Source organism: Agrobacterium sp. 10MFCol1.1 (genome assembly GCF_000381165.1).
Taxonomy (GTDB): Bacteria; Pseudomonadota; Alphaproteobacteria; order Rhizobiales; family Rhizobiaceae; genus Agrobacterium; species Agrobacterium tumefaciens.
Genome location: NZ_KB906079.1, coordinates 291,068 through 313,858 on the forward strand (window position 1 = coordinate 291,068; position 22,791 = coordinate 313,858).

General features: G+C 59.3%; 22 protein-coding genes. 8 read left to right on the plus strand and 14 right to left on the minus strand.

The window, feature by feature from the left end; translation table 11 throughout:
- Nucleotides 1-3: 3 nt before the first annotated feature.
- The 3 genes from F617_RS0119960 to F617_RS0119970 all read right to left on the minus strand — a co-directional run bounded on the left by F617_RS0119960 (nucleotide 4) and on the right by F617_RS0119970 (nucleotide 3,047).
- On the minus strand, nucleotides 4-840 hold the full coding sequence (locus tag F617_RS0119960) for a carbohydrate ABC transporter permease (RefSeq protein WP_013761425.1): 837 nt from the start codon (nucleotides 838-840) through the stop codon (nucleotides 4-6).
- Nucleotides 837-1,697 carry a carbohydrate ABC transporter permease gene (locus F617_RS0119965; protein WP_013761426.1) on the minus strand — a complete coding sequence of 287 codons (861 nt, stop codon included), beginning with the start codon at nucleotides 1,695-1,697 and terminating at the stop codon, nucleotides 837-839. The genes F617_RS0119960 and F617_RS0119965 overlap by 4 nt, the downstream gene beginning before the upstream one ends.
- A gap of 78 nt (nucleotides 1,698-1,775) precedes the next feature.
- Nucleotides 1,776-3,047: a sugar ABC transporter substrate-binding protein gene (locus tag F617_RS0119970; RefSeq protein ID WP_019566481.1), complete on the minus strand. Its 1,272-nt coding sequence runs from the start codon at nucleotides 3,045-3,047 to the stop codon at nucleotides 1,776-1,778.
- Between the two features lie 93 nt (nucleotides 3,048-3,140).
- On the opposite strand from F617_RS0119970, the gene F617_RS0119975 reads away from it, so the two are divergent.
- Entirely contained in the window at nucleotides 3,141-4,031 is an 891-nt protein-coding gene (locus tag F617_RS0119975) for a helix-turn-helix domain-containing protein (protein ID WP_013761428.1), read from the plus strand.
- On the opposite strand, the gene F617_RS0119980 is transcribed toward F617_RS0119975, so the two are convergent.
- Nucleotides 4,028-4,882, minus strand: coding sequence for a helix-turn-helix domain-containing protein (locus F617_RS0119980; RefSeq protein ID WP_019566482.1), 855 nt, complete (start codon nucleotides 4,880-4,882; stop codon nucleotides 4,028-4,030). The genes F617_RS0119975 and F617_RS0119980 overlap by 4 nt on opposite strands.
- Before the next feature lie 123 nt (nucleotides 4,883-5,005).
- Here F617_RS0119980 and F617_RS0119985 point away from each other — a divergent pair, with 123 nt between their 5' ends.
- Both F617_RS0119985 and F617_RS0119990 read left to right on the plus strand, forming a co-directional pair.
- Nucleotides 5,006-6,202 carry an MFS transporter gene (locus F617_RS0119985; RefSeq protein ID WP_003517947.1) on the plus strand — a complete coding sequence of 399 codons (1,197 nt, stop codon included), beginning with the start codon at nucleotides 5,006-5,008 and terminating at the stop codon, nucleotides 6,200-6,202.
- 88 nt (nucleotides 6,203-6,290) lie between these two features.
- Nucleotides 6,291-7,187 (plus strand): LysR substrate-binding domain-containing protein, encoded by an 897-nt coding sequence (locus F617_RS0119990; protein ID WP_003517949.1) that lies wholly within the window; start codon nucleotides 6,291-6,293, stop codon nucleotides 7,185-7,187.
- Between the two features lie 24 nt (nucleotides 7,188-7,211).
- Here F617_RS0119990 and F617_RS0119995 read toward each other — a convergent pair whose 3' ends face one another.
- The 10 genes from F617_RS0119995 to F617_RS0120040 form a co-directional block, all read right to left on the minus strand.
- Nucleotides 7,212-8,492 (minus strand): TRAP transporter large permease, encoded by a 1,281-nt coding sequence (locus F617_RS0119995; protein WP_003517952.1) that lies wholly within the window; start codon nucleotides 8,490-8,492, stop codon nucleotides 7,212-7,214.
- Between the two features lie 3 nt (nucleotides 8,493-8,495).
- Nucleotides 8,496-9,047 (minus strand): TRAP transporter small permease, encoded by a 552-nt coding sequence (locus F617_RS0120000; protein ID WP_003517954.1) that lies wholly within the window; start codon nucleotides 9,045-9,047, stop codon nucleotides 8,496-8,498.
- 141 nt (nucleotides 9,048-9,188) lie between these two features.
- A complete protein-coding gene (locus F617_RS0120005; protein WP_019566483.1) occupies nucleotides 9,189-10,184 on the minus strand; it encodes a DctP family TRAP transporter solute-binding subunit in 996 nt (331 codons plus the stop codon).
- A gap of 21 nt (nucleotides 10,185-10,205) precedes the next feature.
- Nucleotides 10,206-11,108 (minus strand): NAD(P)-dependent oxidoreductase, encoded by a 903-nt coding sequence (locus F617_RS0120010; protein WP_019566484.1) that lies wholly within the window; start codon nucleotides 11,106-11,108, stop codon nucleotides 10,206-10,208.
- A gap of 12 nt (nucleotides 11,109-11,120) precedes the next feature.
- A complete protein-coding gene (locus tag F617_RS0120015; RefSeq protein WP_034502380.1) occupies nucleotides 11,121-11,423 on the minus strand; it encodes a putative quinol monooxygenase in 303 nt (100 codons plus the stop codon).
- Nucleotides 11,424-11,440: 17 nt separating this feature from the next.
- Nucleotides 11,441-12,799, minus strand: a complete 1,359-nt coding sequence (locus F617_RS0120020; protein ID WP_019566486.1) for an NAD(P)H-dependent oxidoreductase — start codon at nucleotides 12,797-12,799, stop codon at nucleotides 11,441-11,443.
- A 262-nt stretch (nucleotides 12,800-13,061) separates the two neighbouring features.
- Nucleotides 13,062-14,075, minus strand: coding sequence for a LacI family DNA-binding transcriptional regulator (locus tag F617_RS0120025; RefSeq protein ID WP_019566487.1), 1,014 nt, complete (start codon nucleotides 14,073-14,075; stop codon nucleotides 13,062-13,064).
- 116 nt (nucleotides 14,076-14,191) lie between these two features.
- Entirely contained in the window at nucleotides 14,192-15,202 is a 1,011-nt protein-coding gene (locus F617_RS0120030) for a D-altritol 5-dehydrogenase (RefSeq protein ID WP_025595924.1), read from the minus strand.
- 16 nt (nucleotides 15,203-15,218) lie between these two features.
- Nucleotides 15,219-15,989, minus strand: a complete 771-nt coding sequence (locus F617_RS0120035) for a galactitol 2-dehydrogenase (protein WP_025595922.1) — start codon at nucleotides 15,987-15,989, stop codon at nucleotides 15,219-15,221.
- Between the two features lie 270 nt (nucleotides 15,990-16,259).
- A complete protein-coding gene (locus F617_RS0120040) occupies nucleotides 16,260-17,573 on the minus strand; it encodes a sugar ABC transporter substrate-binding protein (protein WP_019566490.1) in 1,314 nt (437 codons plus the stop codon).
- Between the two features lie 311 nt (nucleotides 17,574-17,884).
- Here F617_RS0120040 and F617_RS0120045 point away from each other — a divergent pair, with 311 nt between their 5' ends.
- From F617_RS0120045 to F617_RS0120065, 5 genes are all read left to right on the plus strand, one after another.
- Entirely contained in the window at nucleotides 17,885-18,892 is a 1,008-nt protein-coding gene (locus F617_RS0120045) for a sugar kinase (RefSeq protein ID WP_019566491.1), read from the plus strand.
- On the plus strand, nucleotides 18,889-20,166 hold the full coding sequence (locus tag F617_RS0120050; RefSeq protein ID WP_019566492.1) for a D-tagatose-bisphosphate aldolase, class II, non-catalytic subunit: 1,278 nt from the start codon (nucleotides 18,889-18,891) through the stop codon (nucleotides 20,164-20,166). Before F617_RS0120045 ends, F617_RS0120050 begins: the two co-directional genes overlap by 4 nt.
- Before the next feature lie 71 nt (nucleotides 20,167-20,237).
- Nucleotides 20,238-21,110: a carbohydrate ABC transporter permease gene (locus F617_RS0120055; RefSeq protein ID WP_013761441.1), complete on the plus strand. Its 873-nt coding sequence runs from the start codon at nucleotides 20,238-20,240 to the stop codon at nucleotides 21,108-21,110.
- Between the two features lie 12 nt (nucleotides 21,111-21,122).
- Nucleotides 21,123-21,947, plus strand: coding sequence for a carbohydrate ABC transporter permease (locus F617_RS0120060; protein WP_003510506.1), 825 nt, complete (start codon nucleotides 21,123-21,125; stop codon nucleotides 21,945-21,947).
- A 12-nt stretch (nucleotides 21,948-21,959) separates the two neighbouring features.
- Nucleotides 21,960-22,791: ABC transporter ATP-binding protein (locus tag F617_RS0120065; protein WP_019566493.1), on the plus strand; the 832-nt coding region annotated here is incomplete at its 3' end.

The window sequence follows — 22,791 nt, forward strand, 5'->3', positions numbered from 1 at the left end:
CCCTTACTTGACTGCCCCGGCGGAAATGCCGGCGATGAAGTGGCGCTGCAAAGCCACGAAAACGATGAGAATGGGTGCGGTGAGCAGAACTGCACCGGCCATGATGCCGCCCCATGACACTTTGGTGAGCCCGATGAGGGTGCCAAGTGCCACGGGTGCGGTCATCATTTCCGGGCGGGAGTTGATCAGCAGCGGCCAGAGATAATTATTCCAGGAAGCGAGGAAGAGGATGATGGACAGCGCCGCCATGGTGGGGCGCGCCAATGGCAGGGCAATGCGCAGGAATATCTGCCATTCCTTGACGCCCTCGACCCTTGCCGCATCGAAAAGCTCCGTTGGCATCATGGAAAAGGATTGCCGCATGAACAGCACGCCGAGCGAGTTAAACAGTGGAGGCACGATGAGTGCCACCCAGGTGTTGGCGAGCTTGAATTCGCGCGCCACCATGATGAACTGGGGAATGACGACAACTGCAAAAGGCAAGGTGATGGTGCCGAGAATGATGGCGATCACCACCGAGCGTCCGGCAAAACGATAGCGCGCCAGCGCCCAGCCCGCCATGGAGGTCAGAAACACCGAGAAAACCGTATAGATGACCGCAACGGTGATCGATATGAACATCGCCCGCAGGAAGTTGGTATCCGCCTGAAGGTTTTTGAAGTTCTCGATGAAATTGGTGGACGGGACGAGCACGATGTCGGGGCTGAAAATGCCAAAATCAGGCATAGTCGAGAACACGAACATCATCCACAGCGGAAATAGCCAGATGAGGGCAAGCGGCGTCAGCGTCGCATGCAGCGCGATCTTCTGCCAGAGAAGCGATCTGGATTTCGATCTCATTTCGGCTCCCTCCCGACCCAGAGATTAAGAAGCGAAATGGCGATGGCGAGCGCCGCCATGGTGTAGGCGATGGCTGAGGCGTAGCCGAAATTGAGCGAAGTGAAGCCCTGCCGGTAAAGGAACAACCCCAGCGTTTCCGTACCGCCGCCCGGCCCACCCCTGTTGGTGATGAGGAAAGGCTCGGCAAAAAGCTGCATGGTGCCGATGACGGACAGGACCACGCAGAAAAGGATGATGGGTTTCAACAGCGGCAGTGTGATGTGGAAGAACTGCTGCCGCTTGTTCACCTTGTCCAGTGTCGCCGCCTCATAGACATCGCCGGGGATGGATTGCAGGCCGGCCAGAATGATGATGGCGTTATACCCCGCCCAGCGCCATGTGACGGCGATGATGACCAGCGCCATGGCCGCATTGGCATTGTCGAACCACGAGATGGGCGAAAGGCCAACGGAAGTGATGAGCTTGTTGATGATGCCGAAATCGGCACTGAACATCAGCCGGAAAACTGCCGCATAAGCGACTTCTCCGACGACGACGGGTGCGAAGAAGGCAAAACGGTAAAGCGGGCGTACCTTCAACAGTGGCGAGTTCAGAAGTACCGCCATGACGGTCGCAAGCGCGATCATGACAGGCACCTGAATGACCAGAATGATGAGCGTATTGTAGAGCGCGTTATAAAACGCCGGATCGGAGACCAGCCTCCCCCAGTTCATGGAGGGCGCAAACCGCCAGGGATTGATGCGGGTGTTCTGAAACGACAGCATGAACGAGCTGACGATCGGCCAGACCCAGAACGTCGCGAAAATCAGAAGATAGGGCGCAAGGAACGCATAAGCGATCCTGTTCCTTGACGGCATGACGACCTCCAGATGCGATGGTTGGAAAGCTTGGAGAGGCCGGTCATGCTAAACCGCAAGGCCGGCCATCCGAGAGCTTCATTCCGCGACCGGCAGCCCCGTGGCCGTTTCGATCTGCTTTGCGGCATCGTCGAGAGCTGCTTTCGCATCGGTATAACCACCCGCGAAATATTTGGTCTGCGTCGCCTTGTAGATCGCATCTGCATCCGACTGGAACGCGGTGCCACGGCTGGGCACGATTTTCGGCAGGGTCGCCAGAATATCGGTCCAGACCGCCTGCCCACCCCAATAGGGCTGCTTTTCCTTGACGAAAGGATCATCGATGGCGGAGAGAAGCGAGGGAACGAGGCCGAAGGACTTCAGCATCGTCACCTGCCCCTCATTGGTGGTCAGCGCGTAGTCGATGTACTTCCAGGCGGCTTCCTTGTGCTTGGACGCCGAACTTATCGCCAGCGAAGAGCCACCGAGATTGGCTGCATGCGGACCGTCAGGCGTAAGGCTCGGCATCATATAGACACCCCACTTGCCCGAAAGACCGGGAGAGCCGGAGCGAACCGTGCCTTCATACCAGGCGCCATACATCTGGCTCGCGGCCTTGCCGGCAGTATTGGCCTGAATCTTCTCATCCCAGATCGCAGCCGTGATGATGCCGGCATCCTTCATCTGCTTGATCTTTTCAAGCGTCGCGACACAGGCAGGTTTGTTGATGGTGATGTTCTGGCCGTCGGTCGAAAAGTAACCGCATCCCTGCTCGTTGGCGATCATGCGGAACCACTCGCTGTCGCCGTTGAAATCGGCCTGCGCCATCACGGTGCCGGGATTGGCGGCCATGACCTTCTTGCCAGCCGCGATGAAATCATCCCAGCTTTTGATGGTGGCCGGATCGACAGCAGCCTTTTCGTAGAAATCGCGCCGGTAAAAAACGGCCACCGGACCCGAATCCCAAGGCACCGCATAAGCTACGCCATCGACCTCCAGTTCCGTGCGCTTAAAGTCAGGAAAAAGCGCCTGTTTTTCAGGCGTATAGCCAAGTGCAGTCAAATCCGTGAAACAATCCGGGAACCGGCTCCAGAACAGTTCCGCCTCGAAATTTTCGACCGTTACAATATCCGGGAGGCCGTCGCCACCCGCTGCGCAAGCCGCCAGCGTCTTGTCGAAAACCTGATCGTTTCCAAGGTCTTCAACAACAATCTTGATGTCAGGATTTTGCTTGTTGAACCCTTCGACAGTGGATTTAAGCGCCGATGCGGCGACATTCCAGCTCCAGATGGTTAAGGTCTCGGATTGCGCCATTACCGGTGCCGCAAGGAGCACCAGAGCCGTCGACGCGCCAAGAAATTTAAAGCACATTGAAAACCTCCCTTTTTTCAATTGCCGTTCTTTAGCGAACATGGGCACATTACCGGCGGCAGGAAATCTGTCTCGTACAAAGGGAACATCGATTTGGCGGAAAGTAAGATTGCGGAAAGAGCCTTCTACCAGCCGGGTGCAAGCAGCATCGAAGGCATGCCGACCACGCTCCAGCTTTTTTACAACCACCCGCCCATCATGCTCAGGCCGCACTGGCATGCGCAGGTGGAGGTGAACTATGTGATGTCGGGATCCGTACATTACCGGATGGGCGACCACGACCTTTCGCTCGATGCCGGCCAGATGTGCATTTTCTGGGGCGGCCAGCCGCACCAGATGGACCGTTCCTCCGATGATTCGATTTATGCGGGCGCGCATCTGCCGCTCGTCCATTTTTTCCGCATGCGCCTGCCGGCTGCGGTTTCCAGCCTGCTGATGGGCGGCGCAACGATGGTGAGTGCGCAGACGGACCGGGCCGACGAGGAAAATTTCGGCCGCTGGTTCCGTTACGTCACGTCGGGTGATCCGGCCAAGGCGCAGCATGCGGTGGAGGAATTGCTGCTGCGGGTGGAGCGCATGTTCCTCGAGCCCTATACCGTCATATCCTCCGCCGTCAGCGGCAAACGGGAAGAGAACGACGAGAGCATGGCGCCCTCAATCGGCGTGGTGCGCATGTGCGATTTCATTGCCGCCAATTTTCTAGACGACATCGACGCGACCGAAATTGCCCGCGCCGCCTCGCTTCATCCGAAATATGCGATGAACCTGTTTCGCAAATCCACCGGCATGACGCTGATCAAATATCTGACCTTGCTCAGGCTTTCCCGCGCCCAGGCGATGCTGATGAACGGCAAGGACAATATTCTGCAGATTGCCATGGAAAGCGGCTTCGGCTCCGTCAGTGCCTTCAACAAGGCGTTTCGTCAGATCGCCGGCATGTCGCCTTCCGATTTCCGCCGCGATATGCGCGCGACGGCGGCTTAATTTTCCGCCTCTTCAAAATCGGAGTAGCCGGCACTGCGCTGACCTGCCGCCTTGCGATAGGCGCGGGGCGAATTGCCGAGCATTCGCCGGAACATGGTGGTGAAAGCCGGAATATTTTCATAACCGGCATCCAGCGCCACATTGGTCACCGCCTCGCCCGCGGCAAGCCTCGGCAGAGACGCAAAAATGCAGGCCTGCTGACGCCAGGTGACAAAACTCACCCCCAACTCTTTACGAAATAACCGCGTAAAGGAGCGCCGGCTCATGCCCATGGCGGCGGCCCAGTCATCGATTTCCACTCTGGCCACAGGCTTTTTCAGGAACTCGCGGCAAAGACCGGCAAGACGCTGATTATCGGGAAAGGGTAATCCCAGCGGGCGTTCCGGCAGACGGTTTACCTCATCGAGCAGAAGCGCCCGCACCAGTCCCTGCCGGTGAAAAGCGGCAGGTTGCAACTCCTCGCCCAGCAATTCCGAAATCAGGCTGGAGGCAAGGGCGGTAATTTCCACCACCCTTGGGGCCCCGGCTTGAAACAGATCGGGGTGAACGTAGATCGAATGCATCTCCACCGTTGAGATGATCTCAGCCTCATGTTTCAGCCCGGCTGGAATGATAAGCCCGTGACCGGGCGGTATCATCCAGCGCCCTGCGGCGGTGCTGACCAGCACGACGCCCTGGCGTGCGCACCATATCTGCACCCGACCATGGCTGTGGACAGGGGTATGGTGTCCTGTCGGATAGGCACGGTGAAGCGCCAGCACCGGCTCGTTGGTGCCGTCGATCAATTTCAGGCTGCGCTCATGGTCGTCATCCGCCAGACGGGCGGGTTTTAGCGATTTGATTTTTGCCATTTGGCCCATTCACAAAGAAAATCGTCCAGAACACGAAAGCAGGCCAGAAACAATATGAATAAAAGCGGGAAGAAATAAAGACACGTTTCCCGTCTCTCGCGGGGAATCTGGAGAGGATACATCATGGCCACCGTCACCAGCACCGGGTTCAGCCCGCAACGCACGGCGTTTTCAATCATTGCAGCAGCCAGCTTCTGCCACATGCTCAACGACATCATGCAATCGCTGCTGACGTCGCTTTATCCGCTGCTGAAGGCCAATTATGCGCTCGACTTCATGCAGATCGGGCTGCTCACCTTCGCCTTTCAGGTCACGGCATCGCTGTTGCAGCCGGTCGTCGGCATGGTGACCGATCGCTGGCCCATGCCTTTCTCCCTGCCAGTCGCGATGCTCTCGACCTGTGCCGGCCTCATCACGCTCGCATTCGCTCACAGCTTCGAGGTGCTCGTGATCGGCGCCTGCCTGATCGGTGTCGGCTCGGCGATCTTCCATCCGGAGGCGTCACGCGTTGCCCGTCTGGCATCCGGTGGTCGCCACGGTCTGGCACAGTCCTTCTTCCAGGTTGGTGGTAATACAGGCACGGCCATCGGCCCGCTGCTGGCCGCCTTCATCGTCATCCCGTTCGGTCAAGCCAGCCTCAGCTGGTTCTCACTGATCGCGCTGATGGGCTTTGCCGTCTTGTCCTGGGTCGGCGTCTGGTATACCCGCCACCGCCGCGCGAATGTCGGCAAGGCTCCGGCCAGCCGCGCACTTCCGCTGGCGCGCGGCACCGTGATGATGACGCTTGCCGTGCTGGTGGTTTTGACCGCCACCAAGAATGCCTATCTCGCCAGCCTTTCCAGCTATTTCACCTTCTACACCATCGAGAAGTTCGGGCTGGGCGTGCAGGATGCGCAGGTTCTGCTGTTCCTCTTCCTTGGCGCTTCTGCGGCGGGCGTTTTCTTCGGTGGCCCGATCGGCGACCGCTTCGGCTCGCGCGTCGTCATCTGGTTCTCGATCCTCGGCGTCATTCCCTTCGCGCTGATGCTGCCCTATGCGAACCTGTTCTGGACGACCGTTCTCGTCGTCGTCATCGGCTTCGTCTTCTCCTCCGCCTTCTCGGCAATCGTCGTGTTCGCGCAGGAACTGGTACCCGGGCGCGTTGGTCTCATCGCCGGCATGTTCTTCGGTTTCGCCTTTGGCTTCGGTGGCATCGGAGCCGCGGTTCTCGGCATCTATGCGGATAAGGAAGGCATCGAGTTCGTCTATCGCATCTGCTCCTACCTGCCGCTGCTCGGCCTGTTGACCGTGCTTTTGCCAAAGTTGCCGAGCCACCGGTAAAGACCCTTCGCTCTCAAGCGTTTCGTCACGGCAGTCACCTGTGATAATCACGGTGACTGCCGTAATTCGTTGAGCGAAGACCAGCCACATGCAGATACCGATAAAATCGATCCTCGTCTTTCATGCTGCGGCAAGGGCGGGCAGCATTTCGCGGGCGGCGGAAGAGCTGAGCGTTACGCCTTCAGCCGTTTCCCAGCAGATCCAGTTGCTCGAAGGCCAGCTTGGTACGACGCTGATGGCGAGGACCGGCCGAAAGGTGACGCTGACGGAGGCGGGCGAGCGGTACTTCTCGATGATCACCGCACAGATCGAGCAGATCACCGATGCCACCGACAGTATTCGCGGCTTCCGCTCGGTGACCACGCTGACAATCAGGGCAACCCCGACCATTTCCAACAAATGGCTGCTGCCGCGTCTCGGCTCCTTTCTGGAGGAGCATCCCGAACTGGAAGTGCGCCTCGACGGCACCAACGAGCCGACCGATTTTTCGCAGGAGCTTGTCGACATAGAGCTGCGCCATGGCGATGGCCGCTGGCCGGGCCTGTTTGTGGAAGGGCTCGTGGAAGAGGAGTTCCTGCCGGTCTGTTCACCGGACATGCCCGGTGCCGGTACATTCCTGCCCGAAGATTTGCAGAACCAGCGGCTTATCCACTCGGTCAAGGCGCAGGCGCAATGGAACCACTGGTTCCCGCTTTCCGGCGTGACGGCTGAAAAGCGCTGGCGTCGCGTTCTGTTCGATCGCAGCCACATGGCCATCGACGCCGCCGTTCTGGGCATCGGCGTGGCGCTGGAAAGCACGTTGATGATGGAGCGGGAACTGCAACGCGGAATGCTGATCCCGGCCGTGGCCGATGCGCCCCGCATCAAGCTCGTCACGCAATGGATCGTTTGCCCGCATTCCCACCTGCGTCAGAGAAAAGTGACGCTGTTTCTGGAGTGGATGCGAAAACAACGCGACGAGTGGCGTGCCCGTCGCGTTGTCTGATGCTTCAGGCTTCCTGTTTCAGTCTCAATAAAGACCCATCAACCGTATCGGCCCGAGCGTCAGCACCGGGAAAAGCACGAGTGCGAATATGGCGAGCGTCAGCACCGTCATCGGCGCCAGCGAACCACGAATGACGTCTTCGATCTTCATGTTCGCCACCTGTGCTGCCGCGAACAGGCAGACCCCGACCGGCGGCGTCACAAGGCCAAGTGTCAGCGTCATGACAGTCACGATCAGGAAGTGGATCGGATCGATGCCCAGCGCCTCCACCGGCGGCATCAGCACCGGAATGAGGATGAACATGGCAGGGATAGCCTCCATGAAGATGCCGATGATCAGCAGAAACACGAAGATCACCAGCATGCCCGACATCGGCCCAAGGTTCATCGCCTTCAAAAGCTCGGCCACCTGTTCCGGCAGGCCGTCGAAGGTGAAGACCCAGGCGGCAAGCTGCGAGGTGGCGGCGATGAACAGGATGGTGCCGGAAATGCGCGCCGTGGATATCAGTATTTCCGGCAATTCGCGAACCGGCAGCGTGCGATAGACCAGCACACCCAATACGGCCACATAAACAACCGCGATGGCCGCGGCTTCCGTCGGCGTGAACAGGCCGCTGGCGATACCGATGATGAGGATCAGCGGCGTGAGCATCGGCAGGATGGCGCGAAGGCCGGTGACGATAACCAGACGGAAATTGAAGGGCGTCGGTGGATTGTAGCCGTAATGCACCGAATAGAAGTGGTTAAAGACAAGAAAAGCGAAGGCGATGAAGAGGCCAGGCACCAGACCCGCAATGAGCAGCGTGCCGATCGACACATTGGCGATGGAACCGGCAATCACGATCAGGATCGACGGCGGGATGATGGAAGAGAGCGTGGAGGTGCAGAGCGTCATGCCGACGGCATAACCCTTTGGAAATCCGTGTCGCTCCATGGCCTTGATTTCGATTGCGCCCACAGAGGCGATATCGGCGACCGAGGAGCCGGAGACGCCGGAAAAGATGACCGACGAAATGACGTTGACGTGGCCAAGTCCACCGGGAAGCCAGCCGACCATCGCCTCGGCGAAATCGAAGATGCGCTCCGCCACACGCCCGCGCTCCATCACCGTACCGACCAGAATAAAGAGTGGCACGGCGACGAGAAGGAAAGAGTTCATCGACGAGAACATCGTCTGCGACAGAAGGTCCATGGGCATGGAGGTGAAGAGCCACAGCGTGCCGACACTGGCGAGCGCCAAAGCGATGGCGAGCGGCACACCCAGCATGCTGAGACCGAAAAAGGCGATGAGAAGAAAGACCGACATGGCTCAATGTCCTGCTGAAATAGAGATATCGGCGTGGGCGATCTCGTCCGCGGGGATACCGATCTCGGGGAGCGCGATCAGGTCCCGCCTGCTGCGCAGCGATTCGATGATGGCCAGCACGGCGATGACGGCCGAGACAGGCAGAACCATGCCGATGGTCCACATGGGGATGGGCAAGGTCGCGGCGGTCTCGTTCATCATGATCTGCTGGCGCACCAGGGTGAAGCCCGTCCAGCCCATCATGCCGAAGAAGAACACCGAAGAACCGACATAGATCGGCACCGCCAACCGCCTGAACAGGCGGTGGAACAGCACCAGAAACACCACGACCCGCGCGCTTTCAACAGTGCGGAAACCGGCGGCAAGGCCAAGGAACACCATCCAGATGAAGAGAAAGCGCGTCGCCTCCTCGGTCCAGGGGAGCGGGCTGCCGATGAGACGGCCAATGACCTGGAGAAGAACGACGACAAGAATACCGAAACAGGCCGCCCCGGCGGCGACATCAGCGATGACCTTGACGATGGTGCCGAGCACCGACGGTTTCGTATCGCGCATGACAATACCCTTCCACTGCTGAAACCGGATATCCGGTAAAACGAATGCCACCCTGCCGCTACGGCAAGGCAACCCTTGCTGACGATGGGAGCGGCCGGGTTGCTAATCGGTGCAACCCCGGCCCTCCTTTCACTGGCGGCGTCAGTTCGTCTTGAGGAAAGCCTGCGTCTTGTCGAAAAACGCCTGATCTTTCACGAGGGCGGAGAATTTTGACGAAAGACCAGTCGCGACAGCCACGAAAGCCTTGCGCTCGTCATCGGTCAGCGTGTTGACCTCCATGCCGTTCTTCTTCAGCGTTGCGAGCGACTTGTCGATATCGGCAGCATCGTTCTGAGCTTTCCACGCCTCGGTTTCCGTGGCCGCGTCCCTCAACGCCGTTTTGAAGCCTTCGTCGAGGCCTTCGAAACGGGCCGGGTTCATGCCCAGCACCCAGGCGTCAGCGATGTGGTTGCTGATCGTCAGGTATTTCTGCACTTCATAAAGCTTGGCGCTGACAGGCACGTTGACCGGATTTTCCTGCCCGTCGACGACTTTCAGCTGGAGCGCGTTATAGACTTCCGCAAAGGCCATCGGCGTCGGGGCAGCACCCATGGCGCCGAAGAATTCGACCCAGAGCGGATTGTTCGGCACACGCAGCTTCATGCCCTTGAGATCGGCAGGCGATTTGATCGGCGCCTTGGAGTTGGTGATCTGGCGCAACGGCCGAGACCAGAGATCGAGCCCGAGAATGCCGATCTTGCTCAGATCGCCGGAAAGCTCCTTGCCAAGATCGCTGTCGAGATAGACACGCAACTGGTCGATATCGCGGAACTGATAGGGAATGGCGATGGCCGTGAATTTCGGATTGAACACTGCGTAAAGCGATGTCGAGTTCAAGAGCATGTCGAGCGAACCGCCGGCCAGCTGCTTGACGCCCGCCGAAGGATCGCCGCCATAAAGCGTGCCGTTCGGAAACACCTTGATCTTGAGCTTGCCATCGGTCTTTTTCGAAACAATCTCGGCGAACTTGTTGGCCGCGAGCGTAATTTCCGACGTATCGGAGTCCGGCGTCGAAAGCGTGAGCGTTTCCGCCTGCGCGATCGATGCAACAAGCATGGTGGCGGCAAGAGCCAGCCCGTAAAGTTTTGAAATTTTCATGTGTTCCTCCCGTTGTTGTCTCTAAACAGTTTCGAGCGTTCCTCCGAACGCGTTCATGCGTTTAACTTCAAGGATCACACCGCTGTGATCAAGCTCGCCCGCGCCATGCTCGACCATGGAGCGGAACAGCCGGTCAACCTCCTCGCCGACCGGTAATTTCAGGCCACGGCTCTTGGCGAAAGCAAGCGCCGTGGACGTATCCTTCAGCTGATATTTCGCCGGCCCGCCGGGGCGGAAATCGCCTTCCACCATGCGTTTGCCGTGCTGGCGGAAGACGGTGGACTCGGCAAAACCGCCAAGCAAAGCCTGGCGCACCTGCGCCGGGTCGGCTCCCCCCGCTTCAACCAGCGTCAAAGCTTCCGCTACGGCGCAGATCGTTGAAGCCACGATCAGCTGGTTCGCCAGCTTGGCCAATGAACCGCAGCCCACCGGACCGACATGGGTGACGCGGCCGAGGCAATTGAGGAGTGGCCGCAATGCGTCCACATCCCGCTGCTCACCGCCGGCCATGATGGCGAGCGTTCCCTCAGTCGCCCCCTTTTCACCGCCGGAAACCGGTGCGTCGACATAAGCGACGCCATGAGCCTTTGCCGCCTCCGCCTGTTCCCGTGCGCTGTCGACCGGAATCGAACTCATCACCAGCAGAAATGCACCAGGCTTCATGGTGGAAACGACACCCGAGGCGCCGAGCAGAACCTGGTCGCAGACCGGCCCGGAACTCAGCATACAGAGCACGACATCGGCTTCGGCTACAGCTTCGGCAGCCGTGGCCGTCGGCTGCACGCCCGTTGCCGCCAGAACCGCAGCTTTTTCAGCACTGCGGTTCCAGGCCTTGACGGAAAAACCGGCCTCAGCCAGACGCGCCGCCATGGGTGCACCCATGATGCCCGTTCCGATGACAGCGATTTCGCGGATGTCCTGCATTTTTTCCACCCTTCAAAGCCATTGCCGGTTGAGGAAACGAACCGGCAACTCTTCTTCGATGAGGGCGGGAAACGCCTCGCGAAACCGGTTGAGATGGGGTGTTTTCAGATGGTCGTCGAAAGCTTCGCGGCTGTCATAGACCTCATAGAACACCACGTTGTTTCCGGATTCCGGCCGCACCACATCGAATTGCCGGCAACCCGGTTCATCCTGAACCGAATGGGTGGCATCATCTTGCGCTGCGTTAAGAAAAACATCCATCGCGTCAGGCTTGACCCGGAATTCCGCGATTACCACGAAAGCTCCATTCGGCATGTCCCGTTCTCCGTCCATCACGCCGCAGCGTCTTTTTGCGGACGGAACTGGTTTTCCATGTCCTGGCGAAGCTTCACCACATCCAGGTCGCTCACCAGTTCCACATCGTCGAAGCTGACGATCTGGTCCTTCTTGATGGCGCGCTTCAGCTTGACATTATGGGCAAGGCCGATCGGCAGCGCCTTGATGTCGAGGCTGCGGGTGGCAGGGATGGCATTGGCCCAAACCGCGTAACCGCCCTCGCCATCAAGCATTTCGCCGGGCTGCATGTCCTTCTTGGCCGTCGCAACCGCATCGCCGCGGAACTCCTTCGAGCAACCGGTGGCCTCGTTGCGCAGCACCGCGGACAGCACACTGATCGAGGTTTCCAGACCGATGATATGGAACGGACGCCACATGGAGGCGTACCAGCCGGAGGGATCGGTCAGCAGTCCATATTGCTTGAAGCAGGCGCGGGCATATTCGTTATGCGCCTTGAAGGTGACGAAAACGCCGTAACGGATGTTATTAAACACCTCGCGACCATCCGGCTCCTGGCTTGCGGCAATATCCACGAGACCCGAACGCGACATGCGGCCGCCATCGGCAGCAGGGCGAAAGACGCGGGCGAGATCGTGCAGGCCGGCGGGCGGGAAGGCCAGACCGTCATCCGGGCAATCCAGCCCCGTGCCGTTTGCGACCGCCGCCATTTCGATGGCCGCCTTGGTGCCGTCGGTAAATGAATTGTACATTTTCGGATTGAAGTCGCCCTTGGCCACTTCCTCGTCAGTCCAGCCGAAGTAGCTCCAGACCGTATCAGGCGTCGAATACCGGTAACGCGGCTCGAAATTCATCCCCTTGCCGGCGGAAACGACCTCGAAGCCGGTGGCGCGTGCCCAATCGACCAATTCGCAGATCAGGGCCGGCTGGTCACCGTAAGCCATGGAGTAAATAAGACCCTTGGCCCGCGCCTTTTCGGCCAGGATCGGCCCGACCATCACATCGGCTTCCACATTGACCATGACGACATGTTTGTTGTGGTCGATGGCTCCGAGCGCATGGCGCGCGCCAGCCAGCGGATGGCCGGTCGCCTCGATCACGCATTCAATCTCGCCGCAGGCGAACAGTTCGTTCACATCGTCAGTCACATAGGTCTTGCCGCTCTTCAGCGCATCGGCGCAGCTCGTCGCGTCATAACGCTCCTTCGGCCAGCCGACGCGGTCAAACGATTCCCGCGCCTTGCCGACATTGAGATCAGCGACGGCGACCATGTGGAAACCGGCGATGCGCTGCGCCTGCGCCAGAACCATGGAACCGAACTTGCCGGCACCGATGAGAGCCACCCTGACGGGCTTGCCACCGGCTGCGCGCTGCGACAGAAGAGAATAGAGATTCATGTTTTGACATCCTTCGCTGGGGAAATTGCTGGCGAGAGTGCCCAGTCAGCCCGGCGAAGGCCATGCGATACCGAGGCTACGAAGGGTTAACCCTCGCGGCACCGAAGACATGACGTTTCTGCGTTCCTCCCGGATCCCGGCACACACTTGAGCCGGCTCCCGCGGTCGCCTCCCAAAGCAACCCTGGGAACAGAGTAGGAGCGTTCAAATATTAGTTCTATTTAGAAAAACAGATTTTTCTTTTAATTTTTCTAACAAACTATCAGGCCGATTTGCGCAGCATCAGATCGGCACTGAGGAGAATGCGCTCGCGCATCCGTGTCGTGTCATCCGCCTCCTCGTTCAACTTCTGCAGCAGAAGTTCGATCGATAGCCTGCCGATCTCGTTGTAATTCTGCGCCACCGTGGTAATCGGCGGGCAGGCATAACGCGAAAGCGGATGATCGTCATGGCCGGCAACCCTGAGATCGTAATCCGTGCCATGGCCGACCCTGATGCCCTTCTGGAAGGCGGCGGCGATGACCCCGAAGGCGATACGGTCATTGGCGCATAAAATAGTGCGCGAGGGCAAATGCCCTGCGCCGTCCAGCAACCGGGTCGCTTCATCAAAGGCGAAACGCTCGAAATCCCAGGTTACGGTGCCGGGAACACCGATGACATGCGGCTCGAAACCAAGACGCTGCATCGCCTCCTCATAGGCCGTGCGGCGCGTTGCGGCGTTGGTATTGACCTGCGGCATGTCGAAGAAACAGGGCGGCTCGCCCGAACGGCAGAGATAATCCACCATCAGCCCGACGCTCTGGCGGTTGTCGGTGCCGACGAAGGCCGAGGTCTCGTCGAGTGGAGAATCGACATAGACGATCGGTATGCTGGCCGCCAGCTGCTCTAGCGTGGCGCGATGGGACTTGACGCCGAGCGGAGCGATGATGGCGCCCGCGACATTCATCGACTTGAAGGTGCGGATGGCCCGATCCTCGATTTCCGCCTTGCCGTCGGACGACAGCACGAAGGCAAGGAACCCCGCCTCGTTGGCGATGAGTTCGATACGGCTCGTCAGCGCCATGTAGAACGGGTCGGTTGAGTTGGGAATAATGATGCCGATGATATTGGAGCGGCGGCGGTTGAGGTTGACGGCGAAGATATTCGGTCGGAAGCCCGATTTCTTCAGCGCATCCTCGATGGCATCCCGCGTCTTCTTGCGGACCGAGGCCGGATCATTGAAGTATTTCGAAACAGTCGGGCGGGAAAGGCCGACGAATTCCGAGAACTCTTCCATCGTCCTGATAGATTTAGCCAAAGTGCTTGCCCCCATGAAATATTACATGTGGTACTCTATATCGACCGGCCTTCGCACGAAAAGCCGGTCGAATACGGTTATCAACGGCCAAACGATCATTCGGCTGCAAATTGCACTTTCATCGTGGCCGGATCGGACGGCTTTTTCATAAAGAACGGCAGCATATCCGAAAGCGGCAGCCGGTGCGACACCAGCCGCGCCATGACATCGCCATCCGTTTCCAGAATGGCAAGCGCCTGCGGTATGTTGCGGTTCAGCGAATGTGAGCCGACAAGCTTCAGCTGCCGCCGGAAGATTTCGAAAGGCGCAACCGAGATACGGGCATCCGGCGCGCAGACACCGAAAAACAGCGCCGTGCCGCCATCCGCGACCAACGGGATCATTGCTTCCGCAACAGCTGCGATGCCGGTCGCATCCGCCACGAAATCGAACGCCTTCTGTTGCCGCAGCAGCGCCTCAGACCCGGAAACCGCCGTCTGAAGTCCAAGACTTTCAGCGAAGTCCAGCCTGCTTTCGTTGATGTCAGCAATCGTCACCGTCGCGATGCCGCGTGATTTCAGCGACAGGGCGAGCAGCAGGCCGATGGGGCCGGCGCCAAAAACAAGCGCATTGCCCGGCATCGACCCACGCTCGCCAATACCCGCGCTCTGCATGCCGTTGACGACGCAGGCGAGCGGTTCGGCAAGTGCTGCCACGTGATAGGGCATGGAACCTATGCCATGCAGTTGGTCGGAGCGCACCACGCTGAATTCCGCAAAACCGCCATTGTGGGAAACGCCATAGGCCTTCAGCGTGCTGCAAAGGTTGGTAAGCCCTTTCCTGCAACTGGGGCAGGTGCCGCACGGCAGATTGGGATCGACGACAACCCTGTCGCCGACCTTGATGCCTGTGACATCTGCCGCCACCGCCGCAACTTCGCCGGCATATTCATGGCCCGGAATGACGGGAAAGGCACCGTCACCGTAACGCGCATGCAGCACGTCGATATCGGTATGGCACAGCCCCGAAGCCTTGACCCGGACAAGGGCATGCCCCAGCGGCAGATCGGCGACGGGCACGTCCGTAAGCACGGCTCGTCCCTTCTCGACGAATTGAATCGCATGCATGGTCATCTCCGGCTTTTCAGCTCATCCAGTTGCCGCCGTCGACATTATATGTCTGGGCGAGAATATAGTCGCTGTCGGAAGAGGCGAGGAAAACTGCAAGGCCCTTGATGTCATCCGGCGTAGCGAAACGGCCGATCGGCACGGATTTGGCCACCGCCGCCTTCTTCTCACCCGGCTTCAAGCCTTCCCATTTGGCGAAATGCGCATCGACCACTTCCCAGTGCTCGCCATCCACGACACCCGGCGCAATCGCATTGACGTTGATGCCGTGTTTGACGAGCGCCAGCGCCGCCGACTGCGTGGCGGAAATGATCGCCGCTTTGGAAGCGCAATAAAGCGTCACGAGCGCCTCACCGCGCCGACCGGCCTGGCTCGCCATATTGATGATCTTGCCGCCGCGCGCGCGCGCGATCATGACATTGGAGACGGCCTTCATCATGAAAAGCGGCCCCTTGAGATTGATGTCGAAAACCCGCTCATAGCTTTCTTCGGTAATGCCGTTGATCGGCGCCATATCGAAGATCGCGGCATTGTTGACGAGAATATCGATGCCGCCGAATTCCTCATCGACCGCCTTTACAACCGCATCGATCTGACCAAGGTCAGTCACGTCCAGACGGATGGCCTTGGCGGATGGGCCTATAGCGGCTGCAGAAGCGGTCGCCCTGGCAATATCGATATCGGCGATGATGACCTTTGCACCCTCATCGGCGAAAGCCTGTGCAAAACCAAGGCCGATGCCGCGGGCGGCGCCGGTAATCAGCGCGACCTTGTTCTTCAATCTCATGTCGATCTCCGTGATGCATAGCGGGTAATGGATGAACTCGGCCATGCGCGTTTGTGTTAGATGCGATTTTCTCACTCCCCTCATTCCTGTGCTTGTCACAGGAATCCAGCCGACGCGCGTCTGCGTGGCGAGAGAGTCCTTTTCAGCCCAAGGACTTGGGCTGACTGGATTTCTGTAACAAGCACAGGAATGAGGGCGGCGGGTGCGCCAGCCCCACCCATGCCGCCCGCCGCCAAAGTGACGAACGGGCGGCACGCCGGGAGGACGCGGCTACTTGATGTAGCCCGCGCGGGTCATGTCACGCTCGACCTGTTTCTGGGCGCCTTCGAGCGCCGTATCGACGGTCTGCTGGCCGGAGAGTGCTGCCGCAATCTGCTGGCCGACAACCGTGCCGATCGACTGGAATTCCGGTATGGCGACGAACTGCACACCGGTATAGGGAACCGGATCTTTTGTCGGCTTCGACGGATCGGCGGACATGATGGCTTTCAGCACCGTATCCGCAAAGGGTGCGGCCTTCTTGTATTCCGGCAGCTCATAAGTGGATTTGCGCGTACCGGGCGGCACGGCGACCCAGCCTTCGCTTTCACCGACCGTCTTCACATAGTTCTTCGAGGTCGCCCATTTAACGAATGACTTGGCGGTTTCGAGCTTCTTCGTGGTGTTCGGAATTGCAAGGTTCCATGACCACGACCAGCTCGATCCGTTCGGCGTTGCCTCTACCGGAGCACGCGTGAAAGCGGTCTTGTCGGCAACCTGGCTCTGTTTGGGATCGTAGATACGTCCCGCAGCCGAGGTGGCGTCGATCCACATGGCGCAATGGCCGGATGCGAACAGCGTCTGGTTCTCGTTAAAGCCGTTGGTCGCCGCACCGGGCGGGCCGTAGGAAGTCATCAGCGCAACATAATCCGAGATCGCCTTTTTCCACGGCTCGCTCGTCAGCTGCGGCTTCCAGTCCATGTCGAACCAGCGTCCACCATAGGTATTGATCATCGTGCCGAGGAAAGCCATGTTCTCGCCCCAGCCCGGCTTGCCGCGCAGGCAAATGCCATATTGCTGTTTCGACTTGTCCGTCAGCTTGGCCGCGAAGTCCTTGATCTGGTCGTAGCTCGGATTATCAGGCATTTTCAGGCCGGCCGCGTCGAACAGGTCCTTGCGGTAAAGGGTGAACGAGCTTTCGGTATAAAACGGCACGGCAAAGAGCTTGCCGTCTACCGTCAGGCCCTTTTTGATCGGATCGAGCAGATCGGCGTAATCGTAATCGTCGCCGAGATCATCGACCGGGGCCAGCCAGCCCTGCTTGCCCCAGATCGGCGCTTCGTAACCGCCGATGGTCATGATGTCGAACTGGCCGCCATTGGTGGCGATATCGGTGGTGACGCGTTCGCGCAGAACATTCTCTTCCAGCACGATCCAGTTGATCTTGTTTCCTGTTTCCTTCTCCCAGGCGCTGGAAAGCTTCTGCATGATGATCATGTCGCCATTGTTGACGGTGGCGATGTTGATTTCTTCCGCCTGCGCAAGTCCGGCCAAAAGGCCCGCTCCAACCACAGACGACGACAGAATTCCAATGAATTTGCTCATGAGACCCGCTCCTCCTTTACGGATGTCCACGCATAACAATACATGCGTAAATTTTTATCTCGCAAAATCGCGCCATTTGTCAACATCCAAAAGCAAACTGTGACGTGAGCACTCTTGGATATATTGCTATAACTCGCTGTTTTAAAGTCGATAATGTCATCAAAAATAATTGCATGATCCGCTTTACTTGCTGCATCGCAACAAAAATATCATCAAAAAATATCTTGACGCGCGTAAATTTTAACTGATATCCGGAAAATAACAGAGCCGGAACGTCGGGGGTTTGCACCCATCGGAAAGGTGGGGGCCGAATGCATATGGAGGAGACGATGAGGCAGGTATCCGCACTGGCGCCGCACGCGAAAGGCCCGACCATTACGGCGGGTGAAATCCTCGTGGAAATCATGGCGACGACAGTGGGCGACGGCTTTCTCGAGCCGCAAACGCTGATCGGCCCCTTTCCAAGCGGCGCGCCCGCCATCTTCATCGACCAGGTCGCGCGTTGCGGCGGCAGCGCCGGCATTATCGCGGCTGTTGGCGATGACGATTTCGGCCGCCTCAACATCGAGCGGCTGCGCCGTGACGGCGTGGACATATCGGCCATCGCCACCATTGCGGACCGGCCGACCGGCAGCGCTTTTGTCCGCTACAGGGAAAACGGCGCACGGGATTTCGTTTTCAACATCGCCCATTCGGCAGCGCGCGAAACGCACATGACTGATAAGGCGCAGGCTCTCATCGAACAGGCGGGCCATGTGCACGTCATGGGATCGGCGTTTGCGATTGCCGGTATCGGCGAGATCATTCTGGAGGCGATCAAAAGCGTCAAGGCGCGCGGCGGCTCGGTGTCTTTCGATCCGAACATCCGCAAGGAACTGGTGCAGGGTAACGAGGGCCGCAAGCTGATCGACGATCTCCTTGATGTCACCGACCTTCTGCTGCCTTCCGGCGAAGAACTTCAAGCTGCCTCCGGTCTGGATGACGAGGACGCAGCGATAGAAAAGCTCCTCGCCTCCGGTATCGGCGAGATCGTGCTGAAGCGTGGCGTGCAAGGCGCCAGCCACTTCAGCCGCGCCTATGGACGCATCGACGCCCCCGGACTGACGGTCTCCGAAATCGATCCGACCGGCGCCGGCGACTGTTTCGGCGCAACTTACCTCACCTGCCGCCGCCTCGGCATGCATCCCGAAATAGCGCTCACCTATGCCAATGCATCCGGCGCGCACAACGTCATAAAGCGCGGCCCCATGGAGGGCGCTGCCAGCCTTGCCGAACTTGACGCCTTCATGACCGCGCTATTGTCGGAGGAAGTCCTATGACCGCCATTCTGGAAAATCTCGCCGCCGCACGCCGTGCCGGCAAGCCGGCAGGCATCACTTCGGTCTGCTCTGCCCACCCCGTTGTCCTGCGCGCCGCAATCCGCCGCGCCGCTGCCGGTCAAACAGCCGTGCTGATCGAGGCCACCTGCAACCAGGTCAATCACCTCGGCGGTTATACCGGCATGACGCCGCGCGACTTCGTTACCTTCGTTAACAGCATTGCGCAGGAAGAAGGACTGCCCGGCGAGCTCCTGATTTTCGGCGGCGATCATCTCGGTCCCAATCCCTGGCGCAAGGAGAAAGCCGAGGACGCGCTGACAAAAGCAGCCACCATGGTCGAAGCCTATGTCACAGCCGGTTTTCGCAAGATTCATCTGGATGCGTCGATGGGCTGCGCCGGTGAGCCGGCCGCACTGGATGACGTGACCATTGCCAATCGCGCGGCAAAACTCGCGGCTGTCGCCGAAAAGGCAGCCGTGGAGGCGGTCCTGCCAAAACCGCTTTACATTCTCGGCACCGAAGTGCCGGTGCCGGGCGGCGCCGATCACGTGCTCGACACGGTGGCACCCACCGAGCCGCAGGCGGCGCGCACGACCATTGACCTGCACCGTGAGATATTCGCGCAGCACGGTCTTTCCGATGCGTTCGAACGGGTCATCGCCTTTGTCGTGCAGCCCGGCGTGGAATTCGGCAGCGACAATGTCGTCGCTTACAATCCGGATGCGGCCACGGCGCTCAGCGCCGTACTCGACGGCGAACCGCAACTGGTCTTTGAGGCACACTCGACGGATTATCAAACGAGAGCAGCGCTTGGCGCCCTTGTGCGCGATGGATATCCGATCCTGAAAGTCGGTCCGGGCCTGACCTTCGCTTACCGCGAAGCACTCTACGCTCTCGATATGATCGCATCCGAGATGGTCGGCGACTATGGCGACCGGCCGCTGGCGCGGACCATGGAACAGCTGATGCTCGGCGCGCCCGGCGACTGGCAGGGTCATTACCATGGTGATGACATCACGCTCAGATTGCAGCGTCACTACAGCTACAGCGACCGCATTCGCTATTACTGGACAAGGCCCGAGGCGCTCGCAGCCGTTTCCGCCTTGCATAAGGCGCTTGACGGGAAGACAATTCCCGAAACCCTGCTGCGCCAATACCTCGGCGAGCTGCCGCTCGCCACGGTTGCAGGCAAGGATATGGAGGAGGTTCTGATCGCCGCGGTGGATCAGGTGCTAGCAACCTACCATGCGGCGACGGGCGAAGGTCGCTGCTAAGACAATCGTCAAGTTAAATTCGAATGCCCCGGCGGAGACGTTGCGGGTATCGGTCATGGAGGGGACTACCAATGGCAACACGAAACACGAGCGGTCTGGCGCGGGTTATGCTAGCGCCTTCGGTGCTGCTTTTGCTGGTGTGGATGATCGTGCCCCTGGCGATGACGCTATGGTTTTCGTTCCAGAACTACAATCTGCTCAACCCTGCCAATGTCAGCTTCGCGGGCCTGTTCAATTACCAGTATTTCTATACCGATCCGGCCTTCTTCCAGTCGATCTTCAACACACTTGCCATCGTCGGCGGCGTGCTTCTGATCACCGTCATCGGCGGTATTGCGATTGCGCTTCTGCTTGACCAGGACATCTTCGGTCAGGGCATCGTGCGCATCATGATCATCTCGCCCTTCTTCGTCATGCCGCCTGTCGCGGCGCTGGTGTGGAAGAACATGATCATGCATCCCGGTTACGGCGTACTTGCCGATCTGTCGCGCTTCTTCGGCCTGCAGCCGGTCGACTGGTTCGCGCAGTTTCCGCTGCTCTCCATCATCATCATCGTCGCCTGGCAATGGCTGCCCTTTGCCACGCTGATCCTGCTCACCGCCCTGCAGTCGCTCGATGGCGAGCAGAAGGAAGCGGCCGAGATGGATGGCGCCAACTTCATCAACCGCTTCATCTACCTGACGCTGCCGCATCTTGCCCGCGCCATCACCGTCGTCATCCTCATCCAGACGATCTTCCTGCTCGGCGTTTACGCGGAAATCCTCGTTACCACCAATGGCGGCCCCGGCTATGCCTCGACCAACCTTGCCTTCCTCATCTATCGCACGGCGCTTCTGGGCTACGACGTCGGCGGCGCATCGGCCGGTGGCATCATCGCCGTCGTGCTCGCCAATATCGTCGCCATCTTCCTGATGCGCGCCGTCGGCAAGAACCTCGACCGTTAAGGAGAAGCGATCATGGCCCGCAAGACAACGACACGCGCAAAGATCGGCTTCACCATCGCGGCATGGGCCGTGGCGCTTTTGCTGTTCTTCCCGATCCTTTACGCCTTCCTCACCTCGATCAAGACCGAGCCGGAGGCGATTGCAGGCTTCAGCCTCATTCCCTCGGGCACGCTCGAAAACTACATCACCGTGCAGACCCAGCGCGATTACTTCAAGCCGTTCATGAACTCGGTCGTGCTGTCGCTCGGCTCGACGATCATCGCGCTCATGATCGCCATTCCCGCCGCCTGGGCCATGGCATTCTCGCCGACCAAACGCACCAAGGACATTTTGATGTGGATGCTCTCCACCAAGATGATGCCGGGGGTGGCGGTGCTGGTGCCGATCTACCTGATCTTCCGCAATGCCGGCCTGCTCGATACCCGTATTGGGCTGACCGTCATGCTCACCTTCATCAACCTGCCGATCGTGGTGTGGATGCTTTATACCTACTTCCGCGAAATCCCCGGCGAGATCCTGGAAGCAGCGCGCATGGATGGTGCCTCGCTCTGGAACGAGATCGTGCATGTACTGACACCAATGGCGGTTCCGGGCATTGCCTCGACGCTGCTCCTGAACGTCATTCTTGCCTGGAACGAATCCTTCTGGACCATCCGGCTGACGACCACCAATGCGGCACCGCTGACGGCCTTCATCGCCTCCTTCTCCTCACCGCAGGGGCTGTTCTGGGCCAAGCTCTCGGCCGCCTCGATGATGGCGATCGCCCCCATTCTCGTCATCGGCTGGTTCTCGCAGAAACAACTCGTGCGTGGCCTCACCTTTGGCGCCGTGAAATAAGGAACGACAATAATGGGCAGCATTTCCCTTCAGAACGTGTCCAAGCTCTTCGGCGAGGCAAAAGTCATCCCGTCGATCGATCTCGACATCCATGACGGCGAGTTCGTCGTCTTCGTCGGCCCGTCCGGCTGCGGCAAGTCAACGCTGCTGCGCCTGATTGCCGGGCTGGAAGACGTCTCCGGCGGCAGAATAGTCATCGACGGCAACGACGCCACCGAAAAGGCCCCGGCCGAGCGCGGCCTTGCCATGGTGTTCCAGTCCTATGCGCTTTATCCGCATATGAGCGTCAGGAACAACATCGCCTTCCCGCTGAAGATGGCCAAGCTCGACAAGGCCGTCATCGACAAGAAGGTCGACGATGCCGCCCGTATCCTCAACCTCACCGATTATCTCGAACGCCGGCCCTCGCAACTATCCGGCGGCCAGCGCCAGCGCGTCGCCATCGGCCGCGCCATCGTGCGCGAACCAAAGGCGTTCCTGTTTGACGAGCCGCTCTCCAACCTCGATGCGGCGCTGCGCGGCACCATGCGGCTGGAAATCTCCGAGCTGCACAACACGTTGAAGACGACGATGATCTACGTCACCCACGACCAGGTGGAGGCCATGACCATGGCCGACAAGATCGTGGTCCTCAACCGCGGCAATATCGAGCAGGTCGGCTCACCAATGGAGCTGTACCGCTCGCCCGCCAACCTCTTCGTCGCCGGCTTCATCGGCTCGCCGCGCATGAACCTGGTAACCGGCGATTACGCCCGGCAAAAGGGTGCGACCACCGCCGGCGTGCGGCCCGAGCACCTGACGCTGTCGAAAGAAACCGGCCTGTGGCAGGGCAAGGTCACGGTTG